Annotated in this window: 12 protein-coding genes; 9 read left to right on the top strand and 3 right to left on the bottom strand. The window is 72.3% G+C overall.

Features of this window, described 5'->3' with window-relative positions; genetic code table 11:
• The 4 genes from IE260_RS17175 to IE260_RS17160 form a co-directional block, all read left to right on the top strand.
• Positions 1 to 273, top strand: a 273-nt coding sequence (locus IE260_RS17175) for an alpha-glucosidase C-terminal domain-containing protein (protein WP_229880832.1), incomplete at its 5' end; no start/stop codon positions are given.
• 28 nt (positions 274 to 301) lie between these two features.
• A complete protein-coding gene (locus IE260_RS17170) occupies positions 302 to 1,663 on the top strand; it encodes a maltokinase N-terminal cap-like domain-containing protein (protein WP_189872719.1) in 1,362 nt (453 codons plus the stop codon).
• A 3-nt stretch (positions 1,664 to 1,666) separates the two neighbouring features.
• The gene (gene glgB / locus IE260_RS17165) at positions 1,667 to 3,889 is read left to right on the top strand and encodes a 1,4-alpha-glucan branching enzyme (protein WP_189872717.1); all 2,223 of its coding nucleotides are present in this window, start codon (positions 1,667 to 1,669) and stop codon (positions 3,887 to 3,889) included.
• A 108-nt stretch (positions 3,890 to 3,997) separates the two neighbouring features.
• Entirely contained in the window at positions 3,998 to 5,089 is a 1,092-nt protein-coding gene (locus IE260_RS17160) for a glutamate--cysteine ligase 2 (protein WP_189872715.1), read from the top strand.
• A 34-nt stretch (positions 5,090 to 5,123) separates the two neighbouring features.
• Here the strand turns inward: IE260_RS17160 and IE260_RS17155 are convergent, their stop codons facing one another.
• Positions 5,124 to 5,357, bottom strand: a complete 234-nt coding sequence (locus IE260_RS17155) for a DUF6480 family protein (protein WP_189872713.1) — start codon at positions 5,355 to 5,357, stop codon at positions 5,124 to 5,126.
• A gap of 152 nt (positions 5,358 to 5,509) precedes the next feature.
• On the opposite strand from IE260_RS17155, the gene IE260_RS17150 reads away from it, so the two are divergent.
• Both IE260_RS17150 and IE260_RS17145 read left to right on the top strand, forming a co-directional pair.
• Positions 5,510 to 7,417, top strand: coding sequence for an AMP-dependent synthetase/ligase (locus tag IE260_RS17150; RefSeq protein ID WP_189872711.1), 1,908 nt, complete (start codon positions 5,510 to 5,512; stop codon positions 7,415 to 7,417).
• A 107-nt stretch (positions 7,418 to 7,524) separates the two neighbouring features.
• Positions 7,525 to 7,959 carry an ATP-binding protein gene (locus IE260_RS17145; RefSeq protein WP_189872710.1) on the top strand — a complete coding sequence of 145 codons (435 nt, stop codon included), beginning with the start codon at positions 7,525 to 7,527 and terminating at the stop codon, positions 7,957 to 7,959.
• 9 nt (positions 7,960 to 7,968) lie between these two features.
• Here the strand turns inward: IE260_RS17145 and IE260_RS17140 are convergent, their stop codons facing one another.
• Entirely contained in the window at positions 7,969 to 8,424 is a 456-nt protein-coding gene (locus tag IE260_RS17140; RefSeq protein WP_229880831.1) for an ATP-binding protein, read from the bottom strand.
• 47 nt (positions 8,425 to 8,471) lie between these two features.
• Positions 8,472 to 8,837, bottom strand: coding sequence for a PRC-barrel domain-containing protein (locus tag IE260_RS17135; protein WP_189872708.1), 366 nt, complete (start codon positions 8,835 to 8,837; stop codon positions 8,472 to 8,474).
• A 387-nt stretch (positions 8,838 to 9,224) separates the two neighbouring features.
• On the opposite strand from IE260_RS17135, the gene IE260_RS17130 reads away from it, so the two are divergent.
• The 3 genes from IE260_RS17130 (at position 9,225) to IE260_RS17120 (ending at position 16,409) form a co-directional block, all read left to right on the top strand.
• Positions 9,225 to 13,229: a hybrid sensor histidine kinase/response regulator gene (locus tag IE260_RS17130; protein ID WP_189872706.1), complete on the top strand. Its 4,005-nt coding sequence runs from the start codon at positions 9,225 to 9,227 to the stop codon at positions 13,227 to 13,229.
• A gap of 97 nt (positions 13,230 to 13,326) precedes the next feature.
• Positions 13,327 to 15,813: a SpoIIE family protein phosphatase gene (locus IE260_RS17125; RefSeq protein ID WP_189872704.1), complete on the top strand. Its 2,487-nt coding sequence runs from the start codon at positions 13,327 to 13,329 to the stop codon at positions 15,811 to 15,813.
• Positions 15,814 to 16,013: 200 nt separating this feature from the next.
• Positions 16,014 to 16,409: an STAS domain-containing protein gene (locus IE260_RS17120; protein ID WP_189872702.1), complete on the top strand. Its 396-nt coding sequence runs from the start codon at positions 16,014 to 16,016 to the stop codon at positions 16,407 to 16,409.
• The last annotated feature ends 35 nt before the right edge of the window (positions 16,410 to 16,444 follow it).

The raw sequence follows: 16,444 nt of genomic DNA, 5'->3' as shown, positions 1-16,444 counted from the left end.
TACACCGAACTGCCGTCCTCCAACCCGGCGGTGCTGGCCTTCCTGCGCGAGTACGAGGACGACCTGGTGCTGTGCGTGAACAACTTCGCGCGGTTCGCGCAGCCCACCGAGCTCGACCTGCGCGAGTTCGCCGGGCGCCATCCGGTGGAACTGTTCGGTGGTGTCCGCTTCCCCGCCATCGGCGAACTGCCGTACCTGCTGACCCTCGGAGGCCACGGCTTCTACTGGTTCCGGCTCACCCGAGTCGCATCCCGCATCGGCCGCCGAGTGTGAGCGTGGGCCGAGGAAAGGACGCGTCACCATGCCGAAGACCGCACCCCTGCGCCCGAGACGTACGCATCTCGCCGAGCCCATGGCGTCGCTCGGCGGGCTGCTGCGTGAGTGGCTGCCCCGTCAGCGCTGGTTCGCGGGCAAGGACCGGCCCGTCGCCGACCTCGGCCTGCTGTCGATGACCGAGCTGTTCCCGGGTTGTCTGCATCTGCTGGTCCACACCGGTCTCGGCACCGTGCCCGCCCCGGGCGTCACTCCCCCGGGCGGCGACTGCTACCAGCTGCTGCTCGGTCTGCGCACGCAGCCCTCGCCGCGCCTGGGCCGTGCGCTCATCGGCCAGGTGCAGGACGGCTCGCTGGCGGGTCTGACGGTGTACGACGCGCTGCAGGATCCTCGGACGGCCCAGCTCCTCCTGGAACGGCTGCGGCACCCCGGCAAGGCGGGTCCCCTGCGCTTCGACGCGGACCCGGCCCGGCCGGTGCCCGCGGGGCTCGCGCCGCGGCTGCTGGACGCCGAGCAGTCCAATTCCTCGCTGGTGTACGGCGACGAGTTCATCCTGAAGGTGTTCCGGCGCATCCAGCCCGGCGTCAACCCCGACCTGGAGGTGCCGGCCGCGCTGGCCCTGCAGGGCTGCGACCGGGTCCCCGCCCCTGTGGCCTGGTTCCGCACGAGCCACCCGTACGAGGCGACGCTCGGCGTGCTGCAGCCGTTCCTCCACGACGCCACCGACGGCTGGACGCTCGCCCTCGACGCGCTGGCCGGCGGGGACGACTTCACCGCGCAGGCCCACGAGCTGGGCCGGGCCACGGCCGACGTGCATCTCGCGCTGGCCTCGGCCTTCCCGGCCGCCGCCCCCGGGGAGAACGGCCGGACGGCGACGGCGATGACCGAGCGGCTGACCGACGCCGCACACTGCGTCCCCGCACTGCGGCCCTTCGTCCCCCGGCTGCGGGCCGCGTTCGCCGCGCTGACCACCTGCGACGTGGGGCCACCCGCTCAGCGCATCCACGGCGACCTGCACCTGGGACAGGTGCTGCGGGCGGGCCGCGACTGGTTCGTCATCGACTTCGAGGGCGAGCCGTCCCGCCCGCTCACCGAACGGCGCAGCGCCCACTCCCCCGTGCGGGACATCGCGGGCATGCTGCGCTCCTTCGACTATGCCGCCCGGCAGCGCCGCCCGTGGCGCCCCGAGTGGGCGCGCCGCTGCCGCGAGGCCTACTGCGCGGGCTACGCGGCCCGCGCCGGGTGGGATCCGCGCAAGAAGCACGGCCTGCTGCGCGCCTACGAGACGGACCGGGCCGTTTACGAGGTGCTGTACGAGGCGCGGCACCGCCCCGACTGGCTTCCCGTTCCCATGGCGGCGATCGAACGACTCGCCGTGAGAGGAGACTGACCCGTGGCCCTCCGTGACACCTCGCTCCCCGAGCCGTCCGGCCCCGTCCCGTCGGTGACCGGGCCGTGCGGGACCGCCCCCGAGCTGGACCCGGCCGATCGCGGGCGCCTGCTGGCGGGCGCCCACCACGACCCGCACGCGCTGCTCGGCGCCCACCCGGTTCCCGGCGGCATCGCCTTCCGGGCGCTGCGGCCCTTCGCCCGCGGGGTGAGCGTGCTGGTCGACGGCGAGCGCCACGCCCTCACCTCGGAGGAGGACGGCCTCTTCTCCGGCGTGCTGCCGCTGGCGGAGATCCCCGCCTACACCCTCGTCGTGAGGTACGAGGACGCCGAGTACGAGGTGCACGACCCCTACCGGTTCCTGCCCGCTCTCGGCGAGTTCGATCTCCACCTGGTCTCCGAGGGCCGGCACGAGCAGCTGTGGCGGGCTCTCGGCGCGGAGCCGATGACCCACCAGGGCGTGGCCGGCACCCGCTTCACGGTGTGGGCGCCCAACGCCCAGGGGGTCCGCGTCGCCGGTGACTTCACCTACTGGGACGGCACGGCGTTCCCGATGCGCTCGCTCGGCTCGTCCGGCGTGTGGGAGCTGTTCCTGCCCGGCATCGGCGAGGGCGCCCGGTACAAGTTCGAGATCCACTCCCGGTACGGCCACCGGTTCCTCAAGGCCGACCCGATGGCGCGGCGGACGCAGGAGCCGCCCGACACGGCGTCCGTCGTGACGGCGTCGCACTACGAGTGGGGCGATGCGCAGTGGATGCGGTCACGGGCCGGTACGCACCCGCACGAGGCCCCGTTCTCCGTGTACGAGGTGCACCTGCCGTCCTGGCGGCCGGGGCTGACCTACCGCGAGCTCGCGGAGGTGCTCCCCTCGTACGTGAAGGACCTCGGCTTCACCCACGTCGAGCTGATGCCGGTCGCCGAGCACCCCTTCGGACCGTCCTGGGGCTACCAGGTCACCGGCTTCTACGCGCCGACCGCGCGGCTCGGCTCGCCCGACGACTTCCGGTACCTGGTCGACGCCTTCCACCGGGCCGGCATCGGCGTGATCATGGACTGGGTGCCGGCGCACTTCCCGAAGGACGACTGGGCGCTGGCCCGCTTCGACGGGGACCCGCTGTACGAGCCCGGGGACTCGCGGCGCGCGGAGCACCCGGACTGGGGGACGTACACCTTCGACTTCGCCCGCACGGAGGTGCGCAACTTCCTGGTGGCGAACGCCGTGTACTGGTGCGAGGAGTTCCACATCGACGGGCTGCGCGTCGACGCCGTCGCGTCCATGCTCTACCTGGACTACTCGCGCGACTCCGGCCAGTGGGAGCCCAACGTGTACGGCGGGCGGGAGGACCTGGCGGCGATGGCGTTCCTGCAGGAGATGAACGCGACCGTCTACCGCCGCTGCCCCGGCGTGGTGACGATCGCGGAGGAGTCGACCGCGTGGGGCGGGGTGACGCGGCCGACCGACACCGGCGGCCTCGGCTTCGGCTTCAAGTGGAACATGGGCTGGATGCACGACTCGCTGGAGTACATCGCGCACGAGCCGGTGCACCGCAAGTACCACCACCACGAGATGACCTTCTCGATGGTGTACGCGTACAGCGAGAACTACGTCCTGCCGATCTCCCACGACGAGGTGGTGCACGGCAAGCAGGCGCTGGTGTCGAAGATGCCGGGCGACTGGTGGCAGCGGCGCGCGAACGTCCGCGCCTACTTCGGGTTCATGTGGGCCCACCCCGGCAAGCAACTGTTGTTCATGGGACAGGAGTTCGCCCAGGGAGCCGAGTGGTCCGAGAAGCACGGTCCCGAGTGGTGGCTGCTCGACGACGACTACCACTCGGCGGGCGACCATCGCGGGGTGCGGGACCTGGTGCGCGATCTCAACGCCCGCTACCGCGCCACCCCGGCCCTGTGGCAGCGCGACACCGATCCGGCCGGCTTCCGCTGGGTGGCCGTGGACGCCGCCGACGACAACGTGTTCGCGTTCCTGCGGTTCGACGCGGAGGGCGCACCGCTGCTCGCGGTGTCGAACTTCTCCCCGGTCGTCCGGCACGAGTACCGGCTCGACGTGCCCGGGGACGTCACCGCCTGGCAGGAGGTCCTGAACACGGACGCCGCGCGGTACGGCGGCAGCGACGTCACCAACCCCGACCCGGTCAAGCCGGAGGACGGGTGCGTCCGGCTCACGCTGCCTCCGCTGGCCACGGTGTGGCTGATGCCGCTCGCTCCGTGAGACCCGTCGGCGCGACGCAGGTGTCCGACCGGCCCGACGGGGCAGTGGGGTCCTACGACCGGGGAAATCCTCGTCGTCGCGGAAGGGCCACAGAAAGGCGGCATCACGTTGCGCACCGTCGGAGTCGAGGAGGAGCTCCTCCTGGTGAACCCCGAGACCGGCGATCCGCGGGCGCTGTCCGCCGCGGTCCTCGCCCGGGTCTCGCACAACGGCGGCGACCAGGACGTCTTCGAGAAGGAACTGCACGAACAGATGCTCGAGTTCGCCACGCATCCGCAGGCGGACCTGGAGCGTCTGCACGCGGAGATCGTCCGCTGCCGGAAGGAGGCCGCGCGGCTCGCCGGGGAGATAGGGTGCACCGTCGCCGCGCTCGCCACCTCTCCTCTGCCCGTCAGCCCCGCCGTCGGCGTGAACCGCCGCTACCAGTGGATGGCCGACCAGTACGGCGTCGTGGTCCACGAGCAGCTCGTACTGGGCTGTCATGTGCATGTGTCGGTGGAGTCCGACGAGGAAGGCGTGGCGGTCATCGACCGGGTGCGGCCCTGGCTCCCGGTGCTCGCGGCGCTCAGCGCGAACTCGCCGTTCTGGCAGGGCAAGGACTCGGGCTACAGCAGCTACCGCAGCCGGGTCTGGCAGCGCTGGCCGTCGGCCGGCCCGACGGAGCTGTTCGGCTCGGCGGAGCGCTACCACCGGCGAGTGGCGGACATGGTCGCCACCGGCACCATCCTCGACGAGGGAATGATCTACTTCGACGTCCGGCTGTCCCAGCGGTACCCCACCGTGGAGTTCCGGGTCGCCGACGTCTGCCTGCACGCCGAGACCGCCGTCCTCATCGCGGCCCTCGCCCGCGCGCTGGTCGACACCGCCGCACGCGAGTGGCGTGAGGGCCGGGAGCCGGCCGAGCACAGCGTGAGCCTGCTGCGCCTCGCGGCCTGGCGGGCGGCCCGGTCCGGCCTGACGAGCGAGCTGCTCCACCCCGCGACCATGCGGCGCATGCCCGCCGAAGCGGTCGTCCGGGCGCTGCTGGAACACGTCGGGGAAGCGCTGGCGGCAGACGGGGACCTGGACCGGGCGCGGGAGTCCGCCGCCCGGCTGCTGCGGTGCGGCAACGGCGCCCGGATCCAGCGGGAACTGCTGGAACGCACCGGCAACCTGCGGGACGTCGTCACCGAGTGCGTACGCCGTACGCAGGCGGCGTGAGGCGCCCGTTCCGTCACGGGTCCGGCACGGCCGGTCAGAGCATCAGGACGATGGCGTACGCCAGGAAGCCGATGGCGACGAGCACCACGAGGGCGAGGATCAGCGCCAGCGGTCCCTTGGCCCAGCCCTTCGGAGGGTTGTGCACCTCCTGGGGGCCCGCCTCGGGCATGCTGCTCTCCGCCGGCGGGGTCTCGCCGGGCGGTACGCCGCCTCCTGGCTCCAGGCCGGGAGTGCGGTCGGGGTCGGGGTCGGGGTTCGTATAGCTCATGCCGTCCGAGTCCCCCCATCGGGCGAGATCACCGAGCCGGGAACACTTCTGCCGTCCCGGTCCCCAGCCGCCGTCTCCTCGGCTAGATTCGAGCACCGCCGATGACGGTGCCCGTCGGCCCGGTCACACCCCGTACACGTCAGGAGCAGCGCATGCGCGACCTCGCTCTCGCTCCCCCGGCCGCCGCGCTACTGACCGGCGGGCTCGCCGACAGCGTCTTCGAGACGGCCACCCGCAGTCCGGCCCTGCCGGTGCTCGCCCGCCGCTCCGGTCCGGACTCCTCCGTCTGGGAGGAGGTGACGGCCGTGGAATTCCGCGACCAGGTGGTCGATGTGGCCAAGGGGCTGATCGCGTCCGGCATCTCACCGGGCGAGCGCGTGGCGATCCTGGCCCGCACCCGGTACGAGTGGACGGTGCTCAGCTACGCGCTGTGGACGGTGGGCGCCGAGGTCGTCCCGATCTATCCGACCTCCTCGCGCGACCAGGTCGAGTGGATCCTGCGGGACGCCGGCTGCGTGGCCGTGGTCGTCGAGGACGAACAGAGCGTGATGACCGTGGGCTCGGTGTGCGCCTCGCTGCCGGCGCTGCGCCACGTCTGGCAACTCGACGCGGGCGCGCTGGACGATCTCGTGGCGCGCGGCGAGTTCATCCCGCACCCCACGGTCGACTCCATGCGCCGCATCGTGCTGCCCGACTCCACCGCTGCCGTCGCCTACACCTCGGGGACCTCCGGGCGGGCCATGGGCTGCGCGCTGAGCCACCGCAGCCTGGCCAGTCCCTGCGACACCCTGCTGGCCGGCTGGGGCCACACGGCGGCGCCCCCGGGTGAGCAGGGTGCCGTCCTCGCCTTCCTGCCCTTCTCCCACGTGTACGGGCTGATGGTCCAGGGCCTGTGCGTACGGGGCGGTCTGCTGATGGGGCACGAGCCCGCGACGAGCGAGGAGGCGCTGTCCTCGGCGCTGCACTCCTTCCGGCCCACGTACTTCTACGCCGTCCCGTCGGTCTTCGAGAAGATCTACAAGAACTTCCTGCGCACGGCCCAGTGTGAGGGCCGCGGGGCGCTGTTCGAGCGGGCGGCCGACACGGCGCGGGACTTCGCCGCGGCCACGGAACGCCGGCGGCTGGGCAGGGGCTCGGGACCCGGGTTCGACCTGCGGCTCCAGCACGCCCTGTTCGAGCGGACGGTGTACCGCCGGCTGCGGGCCGCGCTCGGCGGCCGGGTGCGGCGCGCCACGTCCGGCGGTTCGCCGCTGAGCCGCGACCTGTCCTTGTTCTACGAGGGCATCGGCATCTACGTCCACGACGGCTACGGGCTGACGGAGACCAGCGGCGGGCTGACGATGCAGCCGCTGGGCCGGGAGAAGTCCGGCACCGTGGGGCAGCCGCTGCCGGGGTCGGAGGTCCGGGTCGCCGACGACGGGGAGATCCTGGTGCGCGGGCCGTCGGTGTTCCAGGGGTACGTCGGGGACGAGGACGCCACCCAGAGGGTGCTGCACGGCGGCTGGCTGGCCACCGGGGACCTCGGATACCTGGACGACGAGGGCTATCTGGCGATCACCGGCCGCAAGAAGGACATCATCATCACCAGCGGCGGCAAGAGCGTGGCCCCGGCCGCCCTGGAGCAACGGCTGCGGATGCATCCGCTCGTCCACCAGGCGGTGGTGGTCGGAGACAACCGGCCCTGTGTCGGCGCGCTGATCACGCTGGACCCGGATTTCCTGACGCACTGGCGGGCGGGCCTGGCGCTGCAGGGCGAGGCACCGGTCCGGGAGGCGCGTGAGGAGAACGCCCTGCGGGAGGAGGTCGCGCGGGCGGTCGCCGCGGCCAACAGTGCCGTCTCGCGGTCGGAGTCCATCCGGGTCTTCCGGGTCCTGCCGGAGCCCTTCGACGTGGCGGGCGGGCTGCTGACGCCCTCGATGAAGCTGCGGCGGGACGAGATCGTGCGGACCTACGCGTTCGAGATCGACGCGATGTACGAGGCCCGCTCGCGCCGGCGGCCTCCTCCCCCGCCGGACGATCCGGCCGGCTGGGACGACTCGGACAACGTGTTCCTCCGGTAGCGGGTAGTTTCCTCGCGCGTAGCCTCCGCGCGCTCGGGAACTAACAAACGAGGAGAAGGGCAAGGCAGAGGACGACTGCCCGGCTGGTGCCGGGCCGGGAAGGCGACATGGCAGCCGAGTCGCGTTGGGACAGGACACTGGCTTCCGAGGAGATCACGAGCCGCACCGCCAGCTTCACCGGGGAGCTGCACAATGTGACCGGTGCGCGCCTCGTCGCGGAGGAATTCCTCTACGACCTGGCCCGGGTGTCACCGCCGTCGGCACCCGAGCACTGGGACGACATCCTGCTGGTCGTCACGGAACTGGCCGCCAACGCGGTGCAGTACGCCCCGGGTCCCTTCCAGCTGCGCCTGCGCCGGACCTTCGACGGCGTGCACGTGGTCATGCACGACACCAGCACGACCGAGCCCGCGCCGCGCCCCTTCCACCCGAGCAGCGGCGGTGGAGGCATCGGCTGGCACCTGATCCACACGCTGTCCGACCAGGTGAGCGTCGTCAGCGGCGAGCACGGCAAGGACATCCACGTCTTCCTCCCCTGGTGACCGTGCTCCTCATCGCTCCCCTGCGGCCCGCACCGGCACCAGCACGCTGATCGTCTTGCCGCCCCCAGGACGCGGTTCGACGGCGATGTCCCGCGCCAGACGGGCCACCAGCGGCCAGCCGTATCCGCTGCCCCGGTGCCGGGTGGGGAACGCGTAGGCGGCCCGGGGCACGGCGGAGCTGTGGTCCCGGACGGCGATCCAGACCCCGTCGTCCACCGGCCGGACCTCGAACCCGGCGAGTCCGCCGCCGTGCCGGATGGCGTTGGTGACGAGTTCGGAGACGACGAGCAGCAGGTCGATGACGTCCTCGTCCCGCGCCCTGCCGCCCAGCTCCTCCCACTGTGCGCGCACCACCGACTCCGCGTGCCCCCGGGCCTCCGCCGCGCTGGTCACGACGCCCTGCGCCGGGGTACGGACCGGCGCGCTGCCGGTTTCGGCCGTGGTGGTCCCGTGGTCTGGTTCCATGTGCGTGGTGTCCCTGGCTTCCGCCGTGCTGTCGTCAGGCATGGGGGTCAGTTCGCGGAGGTCTCCCGCGGCGGCAACCGGTGGTAGTAGTCGCCGACGGCCGCCAGATACTCCCGGTCCATCGTCTCGCTGTCGGTCCGGAAGCGGGGCGCGGCCTTGATCTCCGCCCTGGTGCAGGCCAGCGTCACGGTACGGGCCCCGGGGTCGACGCCCGAGACCACCCCGACCGGCACGAGCACGCTCCGGCCGAAGACCCAGACGCCGGTGTCGACGACCAGGTGCCGCATGCCGAAGTGTTCGGCCTGCCGGTCCACGTGGCCGATGGTGCCGTCGCTCGCGACGACGGTGCAGCCCGTCAGGTCCTGCCCCTCGACGTGGCCGCTGTCCGCCGCGTACGACCAGATGCTCTCCATCGGCACGCTGCCCCTTTCCCTCCCGCGTCGGTGACGAGTCCTCGGCCGCTCCGGCTCCTGGGCCGCAGCGGCTCCACCACAGCGGATACCCGGCCCGCGCCGTCGCATTCGAGGAGGCGGCGACCCGGCGGCCGGCGAACCCGTCCGGGTACCCCGGGCGGGGCTCGGCATGCACGTATCGGCCCGTTCCCGGAGCGGGCCGCACAAGGCGCGACCACGCTTTGTCCCCCGTCCGGCGGCTGGGTTAGCCTCTGACGTATTTTCTCATCGAGCAGATCCGCTGAACTGCGGAAATGCACGCACAAACATGCCGGGCCACCCGATCGGCCCGGAGGGGTTCCGAGTTCTCGGTTCCGAGGACTCCTGGGGAGCGGAACGAGGGTGCGCATGACCAGCGACAGCACCGGGACCGGCGATGCGGTTCCGGGCGATCAGGAACTGCGGCGGCTCCTGGCCGGCCTGACGGCCGTGCGGGACGGGGACTTCGGGACCCGCCTGCCGGACGACGCGGACGGGCTGATGGGAGACATCGCCAAGGTCTTCAACGGCATGGTGGACCAGCTGTCCGTGTTCACCTCCGAGGTCACCCGCGTGGCCCGCGAGGTCGGCACCGAGGGAACGCTCGGCGGACAGGCGAGGGTGCCGGGGGTCTCGGGCACCTGGGCCGACCTGACGGACTCGGTCAACGCCATGGCGGGCAACCTCACCACCCAGGTCCGCGACATCGCCCAGGTGGCCACGGCCGTGGCACGCGGCGACCTGTCGCAGAAGATCGACGTGGACGCCCGGGGCGAGATCCTGGAGCTGAAGAACACCATCAACACGATGGTCGACCAGCTCTCCGCCTTCGCCGACGAGGTCACCCGCGTCGCCCGCGAGGTCGGCACCGACGGGCGGCTCGGCGGTCAGGCGGACGTCCAGGGCGTCAAGGGCACGTGGCGTGCCCTCACCGACTCGGTGAACTTCATGGCGGGCAACCTCACCGCCCAGGTCCGCAACGTCGCCCAGGTGGCGACCGCCGTCGCCGAGGGCGACCTGTCCCAGAAGATCACCGTGGACGCCCGGGGCGAGATCCTGGAGCTGAAGAACACCATCAACACGATGGTCGACCAGCTCTCCGCCTTCGCCGACGAGGTCACCCGCGTCGCCCGCGAGGTCGGCACGGCCGGGAACCTGGGCGGGCAGGCGCAGGTGCGCGGCGTGTCGGGCACGTGGAAGGACCTCACCGACAACGTCAACGTGATGGCGTCGAACCTGACCGGGCAGGTCCGTTCCATCGCCCAGGTCGCCACCGCCGTGGCCAAGGGCGACCTGTCGCAGCGGATCACCGTGGAGGCCAAGGGCGAGGTCGCGGCGCTGGCCGAGGGCATCAACACGATGGTCGACACGCTCTCGGCGTTCGCCGACGAGGTCACGCGCGTCGCCCGCGAGGTCGGCACCGAGGGACGGCTCGGCGGCCAGGCGCACGTGCCGAACGTCGCCGGCACCTGGAAGGACCTCACGGACAACGTCAACTCGATGGCCAACAACCTCACCGGCCAGGTGCGCAACATCGCGCTGGTGACGACGGCGGTGGCCCGGGGCGACCTCTCCAAGAAGATCGACGTGGACGCCCGCGGCGAGATCCTCGAGCTCAAGACGACGATCAACACCATGGTCGACCAGCTCTCCGCCTTCGCCGACGAGGTCACCCGCGTCGCGCGCGAGGTCGGCACCGAGGGACGGCTCGGCGGCCAGGCCGAGGTGGAGGGCGTCTCCGGCACCTGGAAGCGGCTGACGGAGAACGTCAACGAACTGGCGGGCAACCTCACCCGGCAGGTGCGGGCGATCGCCGAGGTCACGAGCGCCGTCGCCGAGGGCGATCTGACCCGCTCCATCAACGTGGAGGCGTCCGGCGAGGTCGCCGAGCTCAAGGACAACATCAACGCGATGGTGCAGTCCCTGCGCGAGACCACCCGGGCCAACCAGGAACAGGACTGGCTCAAGACCAACCTCGCCCGCATCTCCGGCCTGATGCAGGGTCACCGGGACCTGCCCGTGGTCGCCGAGCTGATCATGGACGAGCTGGTTCCGCTGGTGTCGGCCCAGTACGGCGCCTTCTACCTGGCCGAGGACGGCGACGAGGGGCCCGAGCTGCGGCTCGTCGGCTCCTACGGCTATCCCGACGACGACGGCAGACCCACGCGCATCCCGTTCGGCCGCACCCTGGTCGGCCAGGCGGCGCGCAGCCGGCGGACCATCACCGTGGACGAACTGCCGCCCGGCTACGTGACCATCTCCTCGGGGCTCGGCCAGGTGGTGCCCAGCGCCCTGGTGCTCGTGCCCATCGTGGTCGAGGGGCAGGTCCTCGGCGTCATCGAGCTGGCGTCGGTCACCCCGTTCACCCAGATCCACCGGGACTTCCTGGCCCAGCTGATGGAGACCATCGGCGTCAACGTGAACACGATCGTGGCCAACGCCCGTACCGACGAGCTGCTGGCCGAGTCGCAGCGTCTGACGGCGGAACTCAGGGCCCGCTCGACCGAGTTGCAGGTGCAGCAGGAGGAACTGCAGCGCTCCAACGCCGAGCTGGAGGACAAGGCGTCCCTGCTCGCGGCGCAGAACCGGGACATCGAGGCGAAGAACCTGCAGATCGAGCAGGCCCGGCAGGAGCTGGAGGCCCGGGCCCAGCAGCTGTCGCTGGCCTCGAAGTACAAGTCGGAGTTCCTGGCGAACATGAGCCACGAGCTGCGCACCCCGCTCAACAGCCTGCTCATCCTGGCCCAGTTGCTCGCCCAGAACCCCTCGCGCAACCTCACCCCGAAGCAGGTCGAGTACGCGGGCATCATCCACTCCGCGGGCTCCGACCTGCTGCAGCTGATCAACGACATCCTCGACCTGTCGAAGGTCGAGGCCGGGAAGATGGACGTGTCGCCCGAGCGGGTCACGCTGCGGCAGCTCATCGAGTACGTCGAGGCGACCTTCCGGCCCATGACGACGCAGAAGGGCCTGGACTTCACGGTGACGACCGCGCCCGGTGCGCCGGCGGACCTCCTCACCGACGACTCGCGGCTGCGTCAGGTGCTGCGCAACCTGCTGTCCAACGCGGTGAAGTTCACCGAGCGGGGCGGCGTGGAGCTGGCCGTGGAGTCCGCGTCGGACCAGGAGGTGCCCCAGGGCGTGGTCCGGGGCGGTGCCGTGGTGGCCTTCCGGGTGAGGGACACGGGCATCGGCATCCCGGAGCAGCATCTGGAGTCGATCTTCGGGGCGTTCCAGCAGGCGGACGGCACGACGAGCCGCAAGTACGGCGGCACCGGCCTCGGGCTGTCCATCACCCGGGAGATCGCCCAGTTGCTCGGCGGTGCGGTCACCGTGGACAGCACGCCGGGCCAGGGCAGTACGTTCACGCTGTTCCTGCCCGTGGCCCGGCCGGACTTCGAGGAGCTGCTGGGCCGCGGCCGTGCCCCGGAGCACCCGCCGGCCCACTCGTCGGCCCATGTGCTCGACCGCCCGGTGTCGGCCCCGGAGCTCATCGGCGGGCACCGGCAGCGTCCCCGGCGTCTGCTGGTCGTGGAGGAACGGCCGCGCGGTCTGCTCACGCTCGTCGCGGAGAGCGTGGTCGCCGACCTGACGACGCACGGGCGGGACGACGCGGGCGCGCGGCCCCCGCTCGACGTCATCACGGCCGTGGGGGCGCAGGAGGCCGCCGGTGCCCTGGCGGCCGATCCGTGCCACTGCGTCGTCCTGGAGCTGGGCATGCCGGACGGGGAGGCGACCCGGTTCCTGGACGCCCTGCGGGGCGACTCGGCACTGGCGAGCGTGCCGGTTCTCGTGCACAGCGGCCACCGCGCCGACGCGACGCTGGAGGAGAGCCTGCGGTCCGGTGCGCCGGGCGGGGCGCTGGAGTTCCTGTCCAGCCTCGACGAGCTGCGCGAGCGGATCGCCCTGCACCTGTCCGCCGAGGAGCCGGGGGACGTGCTCTCCCTGGTCCGCGTCGAGGAGCCACAGCGGCCGGCGCCGCAGGCCGCGGCCGACGGGGCGTCCGGCCGCACGGTCCTCGTCGTCGACGACGACGCGCGCAACCTCTTCGCGCTCAGCGGCATCCTCGAACTGCACGGTTTCCGGGTCCTGCACGCGGAGAACGGGCGCAAGGGCATCGAGACGCTGGTGAAACACCCGGACGTGGCACTGGTCCTGATGGACGTGATGATGCCGGAGATGGACGGCTACACGGCGACGGCCGAGATCCGCCGGATGCCGGAGTACACCGAGCTGCCGATCATCGCCGTCACGGCGAAGGCGATGCCCGGCGACCGGGAGAAGAGCCTGGCCTCGGGTGCCAGCGACTACGTCACCAAGCCCGTCGACACCCAGGACCTCATGGCCTGCGTCCGGCGCTGGCTGCCCTCATGAGCGCGCCGGCCCCCGTCCCGAACACCGGTGGGCCGGGCGGTGCGCGCCGTGTCGTGTCGCGTTCCGCCCCGGCCCCCAGCCGAGGAGCATCCCCATCGTGAGCATCTCCGAGCAGCCGCGCGAACCGGCCGGCGGCGAGCCGCGGGACGTGTCCGCCACGCCCCCGCCGCCCGTTCCGCCACGGACCCGCGCCGCCGACGGGCCGGCCGACGACCCGAGCGAAATGCCCCCGCTGTCGCCCGTGGGCAGGCTGGCGGCCACGGTGGACCGGCTCAGCCGCGAGGTGCGGGCCGCCCAGGCGGAGGCCGAGGGGCGGGCCCTGATCGAACTCGCCAAGGGCATCCTGGTCGAACGGCTCGGGTGCGGTCCCGCGCAGGCCGCCCGGCAGCTGGCCGAGCTGGCCGAGCAGGCCCAGCTGACACCCCTGGAGTTGGCGGTCGACGTCATCAACCAGGCCGCCCGGGACCGGATGTCGGAGGTGACGGACGCGTTCCTCGCCGCCACCGGGACCGGGGACGACACCGCCGACGACGACGCGGGGGACGGCGGGGCCGAGTCGGCCGCCGTGCGCCTGCGGGCGGCCGAGAGCGGTGCGCTGGCCGCGGACGACACCCAGGCCGTCGCCGACGCCCTGCTGGAGCAGGCGCTGCGCCCGCTCGGTGCGGCCGCCGTGGCGATCTGGGCGGCCGGTTCCGACGGGTCGCTCACCCTGGCGGGCAGCGCGGGGTTCTCACCGGCCGAGGCCACCCGCTGGCGCTATGTCCCGCCGGACGTGGCGACGGTGGCCCGGCGCGGTCTGACGGAACGCGCCGGGCAGTGGATCACGTCCCTGGCCGAGACCGGGCTGCCCAGCGTGGGGCGGCACCAGTTTCCGGAAGGCGGCCGGGTCGCCGTGCCCGCCGGTACCGGGGGACGCCTCCACGGCGTGCTGGAGATCGCCTGGCCGGTGCCCCTGGCCCCGCAGCCGCCGCAGGTCGTCCGTCAGGTGGAGGCCCTGGCCGAGCTGTGCGCGCACACGCTGGAGACGTACGCGCCGCCGCACGGGGCCGGTCCCCAGCCGCGGATCCTGCCGGACGCCGTGGAGCTCATGGACCTGGCCGACGGGCTGCACGACCCCGCCCTGGTGCTGGTGCCGCACCTGGACGGTGCCGGTCACCTCGTGGACTTCCGCATCCAGCACGTCAACAGACGCTTCCTGGACCCCGCCGGACGGCCGCGTGCCGTCGTGGGCGGCGCGCTGCTGCTGGAGGCGTATCCGATGGCCGCCGGGGACAGCGAACTCTTCCAGCGCGTGGAGCGGGTGTACGCGACGGGTGAGCCGTTCCGGGCCCAGCACATGAGCCTGACCGCGCTCGTCGACCAGGTGCCGCTGTCGGCGGTCGCGGACATCAGCATCAGCCGGCACGGCAACGCGGTGCTGCTCATATGGCGCATCGAGGACGAGGCGGCGCGCCTGGCCAGTCTGCTCCAGCACGCCCAGCGCCTCGGCCGGATCGGCGGCTTCGAGGAGAACGTGCTGACCGGGGAGATCACCTGGAACGGGCAGCTGTTCGACCTGTACGGCCGCCCGCCGACCAGCATCCCCGTGCCCCTGGAGGAGCTGCCCGGACACGCCCACCCGGACGACGCCGTCCCCATCGGCCGGTTCCTGCGCACCCTGCTGCACCACCGGCGGCCGGCCTCGGCCGCGTTCCGGCTCCAGCGTCCCGACGGGGTGACCCGGCACATCCGGATCGTCGCCGAACCCGTGCTCGACACCGACGGCCGTCTGCTCGTCGTACGAGGTGCGTACCAGGACATCTCCGCCCAGCACTGGACGGAGGTGGCGCTCGCCGCGACGCGTGACCAGCTGGCGCACACCGAGCAGCAGGCCAGCGAACGCGCCCGGCTGACCCTGCAGCTGCAGCATGCCATCATGCCGCCCGCACAGGCCCCGCTGCGGGTGCCCGACCTCCAGGTGGCCGTCCGCTACCGGCCCGCGGAGACGGAGCAGTTGGTGGGCGGCGACTGGTACGACGCGGTGATGCTGCCCAACCGGCTGGTGCTGCTGTGCGTGGGCGACGTGGCCGGCCACGGCATAGAGGCCGCGACCAGCATGGTCGTGCTGCGCAACGCGCTGCGCGGTCTTGCGGTGACCGGTGCCGGGCCGGGCCAGCTGCTGTCGTGGCTCAACATCGTGGCGCACCATCTGACGGGTGCGGTCACCGCCACGGCGGTGTGCGGCCTGTACGACCCGGCACGGCGGACGCTGCGCTGGGCCAGGGCGGGTCATCTGCCGCCCGTGCTGGTCCGGGGTCCGCAGGCGAACCCGCTGCCGCTGGTCAGGGGGATGCTCCTGGGGGCGGTGGCCGAGGCGGCCTACGAGGAGGCGGAGGTCCAACTGGCGGCGGAGGACACCCTGCTGATGTACACCGACGGCCTGATCGAGCGCCGCGACCGCTCCGTGGAGGAGTCGCTGGCCCAGTTGCTGAGCACCGTCCGGCCGGCCCCGAGCACCCTCGACCAGCACCTGGACCGGCTGTTGACCTACAGCAGGTCGGACACCGACGACGACACGTGCATCGTGGGCATCCGGGTCGGGTGAGGACCGTCGCCCGGCCCCGGCCGTCGCACCGCGGGTATGGCGGCCGGTTTCGCGGGTAGGCGCGGCGCGGTGGGACATGTCCGAGGAGAGGGGGGTGCCGCGATGAGAGTTTGATCACCGCACAGACACCCGAACCGGCGTGCATGAACTCGCTCACAGGGGTGACCAGTCCCCGCCGTCAGCACTTGTTGGAGGTACCCGTGCCCATTGCCCAGAACCCGCTGTCCGTCGAGGTGACGCTGCCCCGGGAGGACGTCGCGCTGCTCACGGTGGAGGGCTACCTGGACGTCGACACCGCGACCGAGTTCCAGCACCACCTGGCCAACCAGCTGCACCACGGCAGGCGGCACTTCCTGCTGGACATGTCCGCGGTCCCGTTCATGGACTCCTCCGGCATGAACATCATCCTCCGCGTCTACCAGGAGGCCCGCGACCTTCCCGGCAGCGTCCACATCATCTCCCCCGCCCCGGCGGTGCGGCGGATCCTGGACCTGACCGGCGTCAGCATCACGGTGCCCGTCTCGCAGAGCGTCGAGGAGGCGCTCGCGCTCGTCGACGCGCAGCAGGCGACGGACGGCGCAGAACCCGACGCCTGAAGACCGGTCCGCGGCAACCGTGGAGGCAGCCGCTC

This window comes from Streptomyces viridiviolaceus (assembly GCF_014650995.1).
Lineage (GTDB): Bacteria > Actinomycetota > Actinomycetes > Streptomycetales > Streptomycetaceae > Streptomyces > Streptomyces viridiviolaceus.
Note: the sequence above shows the minus strand (reverse complement) of the source record. Positions and strands in the feature narration are given on the sequence as shown.

Bases quoted from the DNA above. Each gene is read 5' to 3' on its own strand.
- IE260_RS17170 (WP_189872719.1), top strand. From the start codon at position 302: ATGCCGAAGACCGCACCCCTGCGCCCGAGACGTACGCATCTCGCCGAG.
- IE260_RS17155 (WP_189872713.1), bottom strand. From the start codon at position 5,357: ATGAGCTATACGAACCCCGACCCCGACCCCGACCGCACTCCCGGCCTG.
- IE260_RS17150 (WP_189872711.1), top strand. From the start codon at position 5,510: ATGCGCGACCTCGCTCTCGCTCCCCCGGCCGCCGCGCTACTGACCGGC.
- IE260_RS17145 (WP_189872710.1), top strand. From the start codon at position 7,525: ATGGCAGCCGAGTCGCGTTGGGACAGGACACTGGCTTCCGAGGAGATC.
- IE260_RS17140 (WP_229880831.1), bottom strand. From the start codon at position 8,424: ATGGAACCAGACCACGGGACCACCACGGCCGAAACCGGCAGCGCGCCG.
- IE260_RS17135 (WP_189872708.1), bottom strand. From the start codon at position 8,837: ATGGAGAGCATCTGGTCGTACGCGGCGGACAGCGGCCACGTCGAGGGG.
- IE260_RS17130 (WP_189872706.1), top strand. From the start codon at position 9,225: ATGACCAGCGACAGCACCGGGACCGGCGATGCGGTTCCGGGCGATCAG.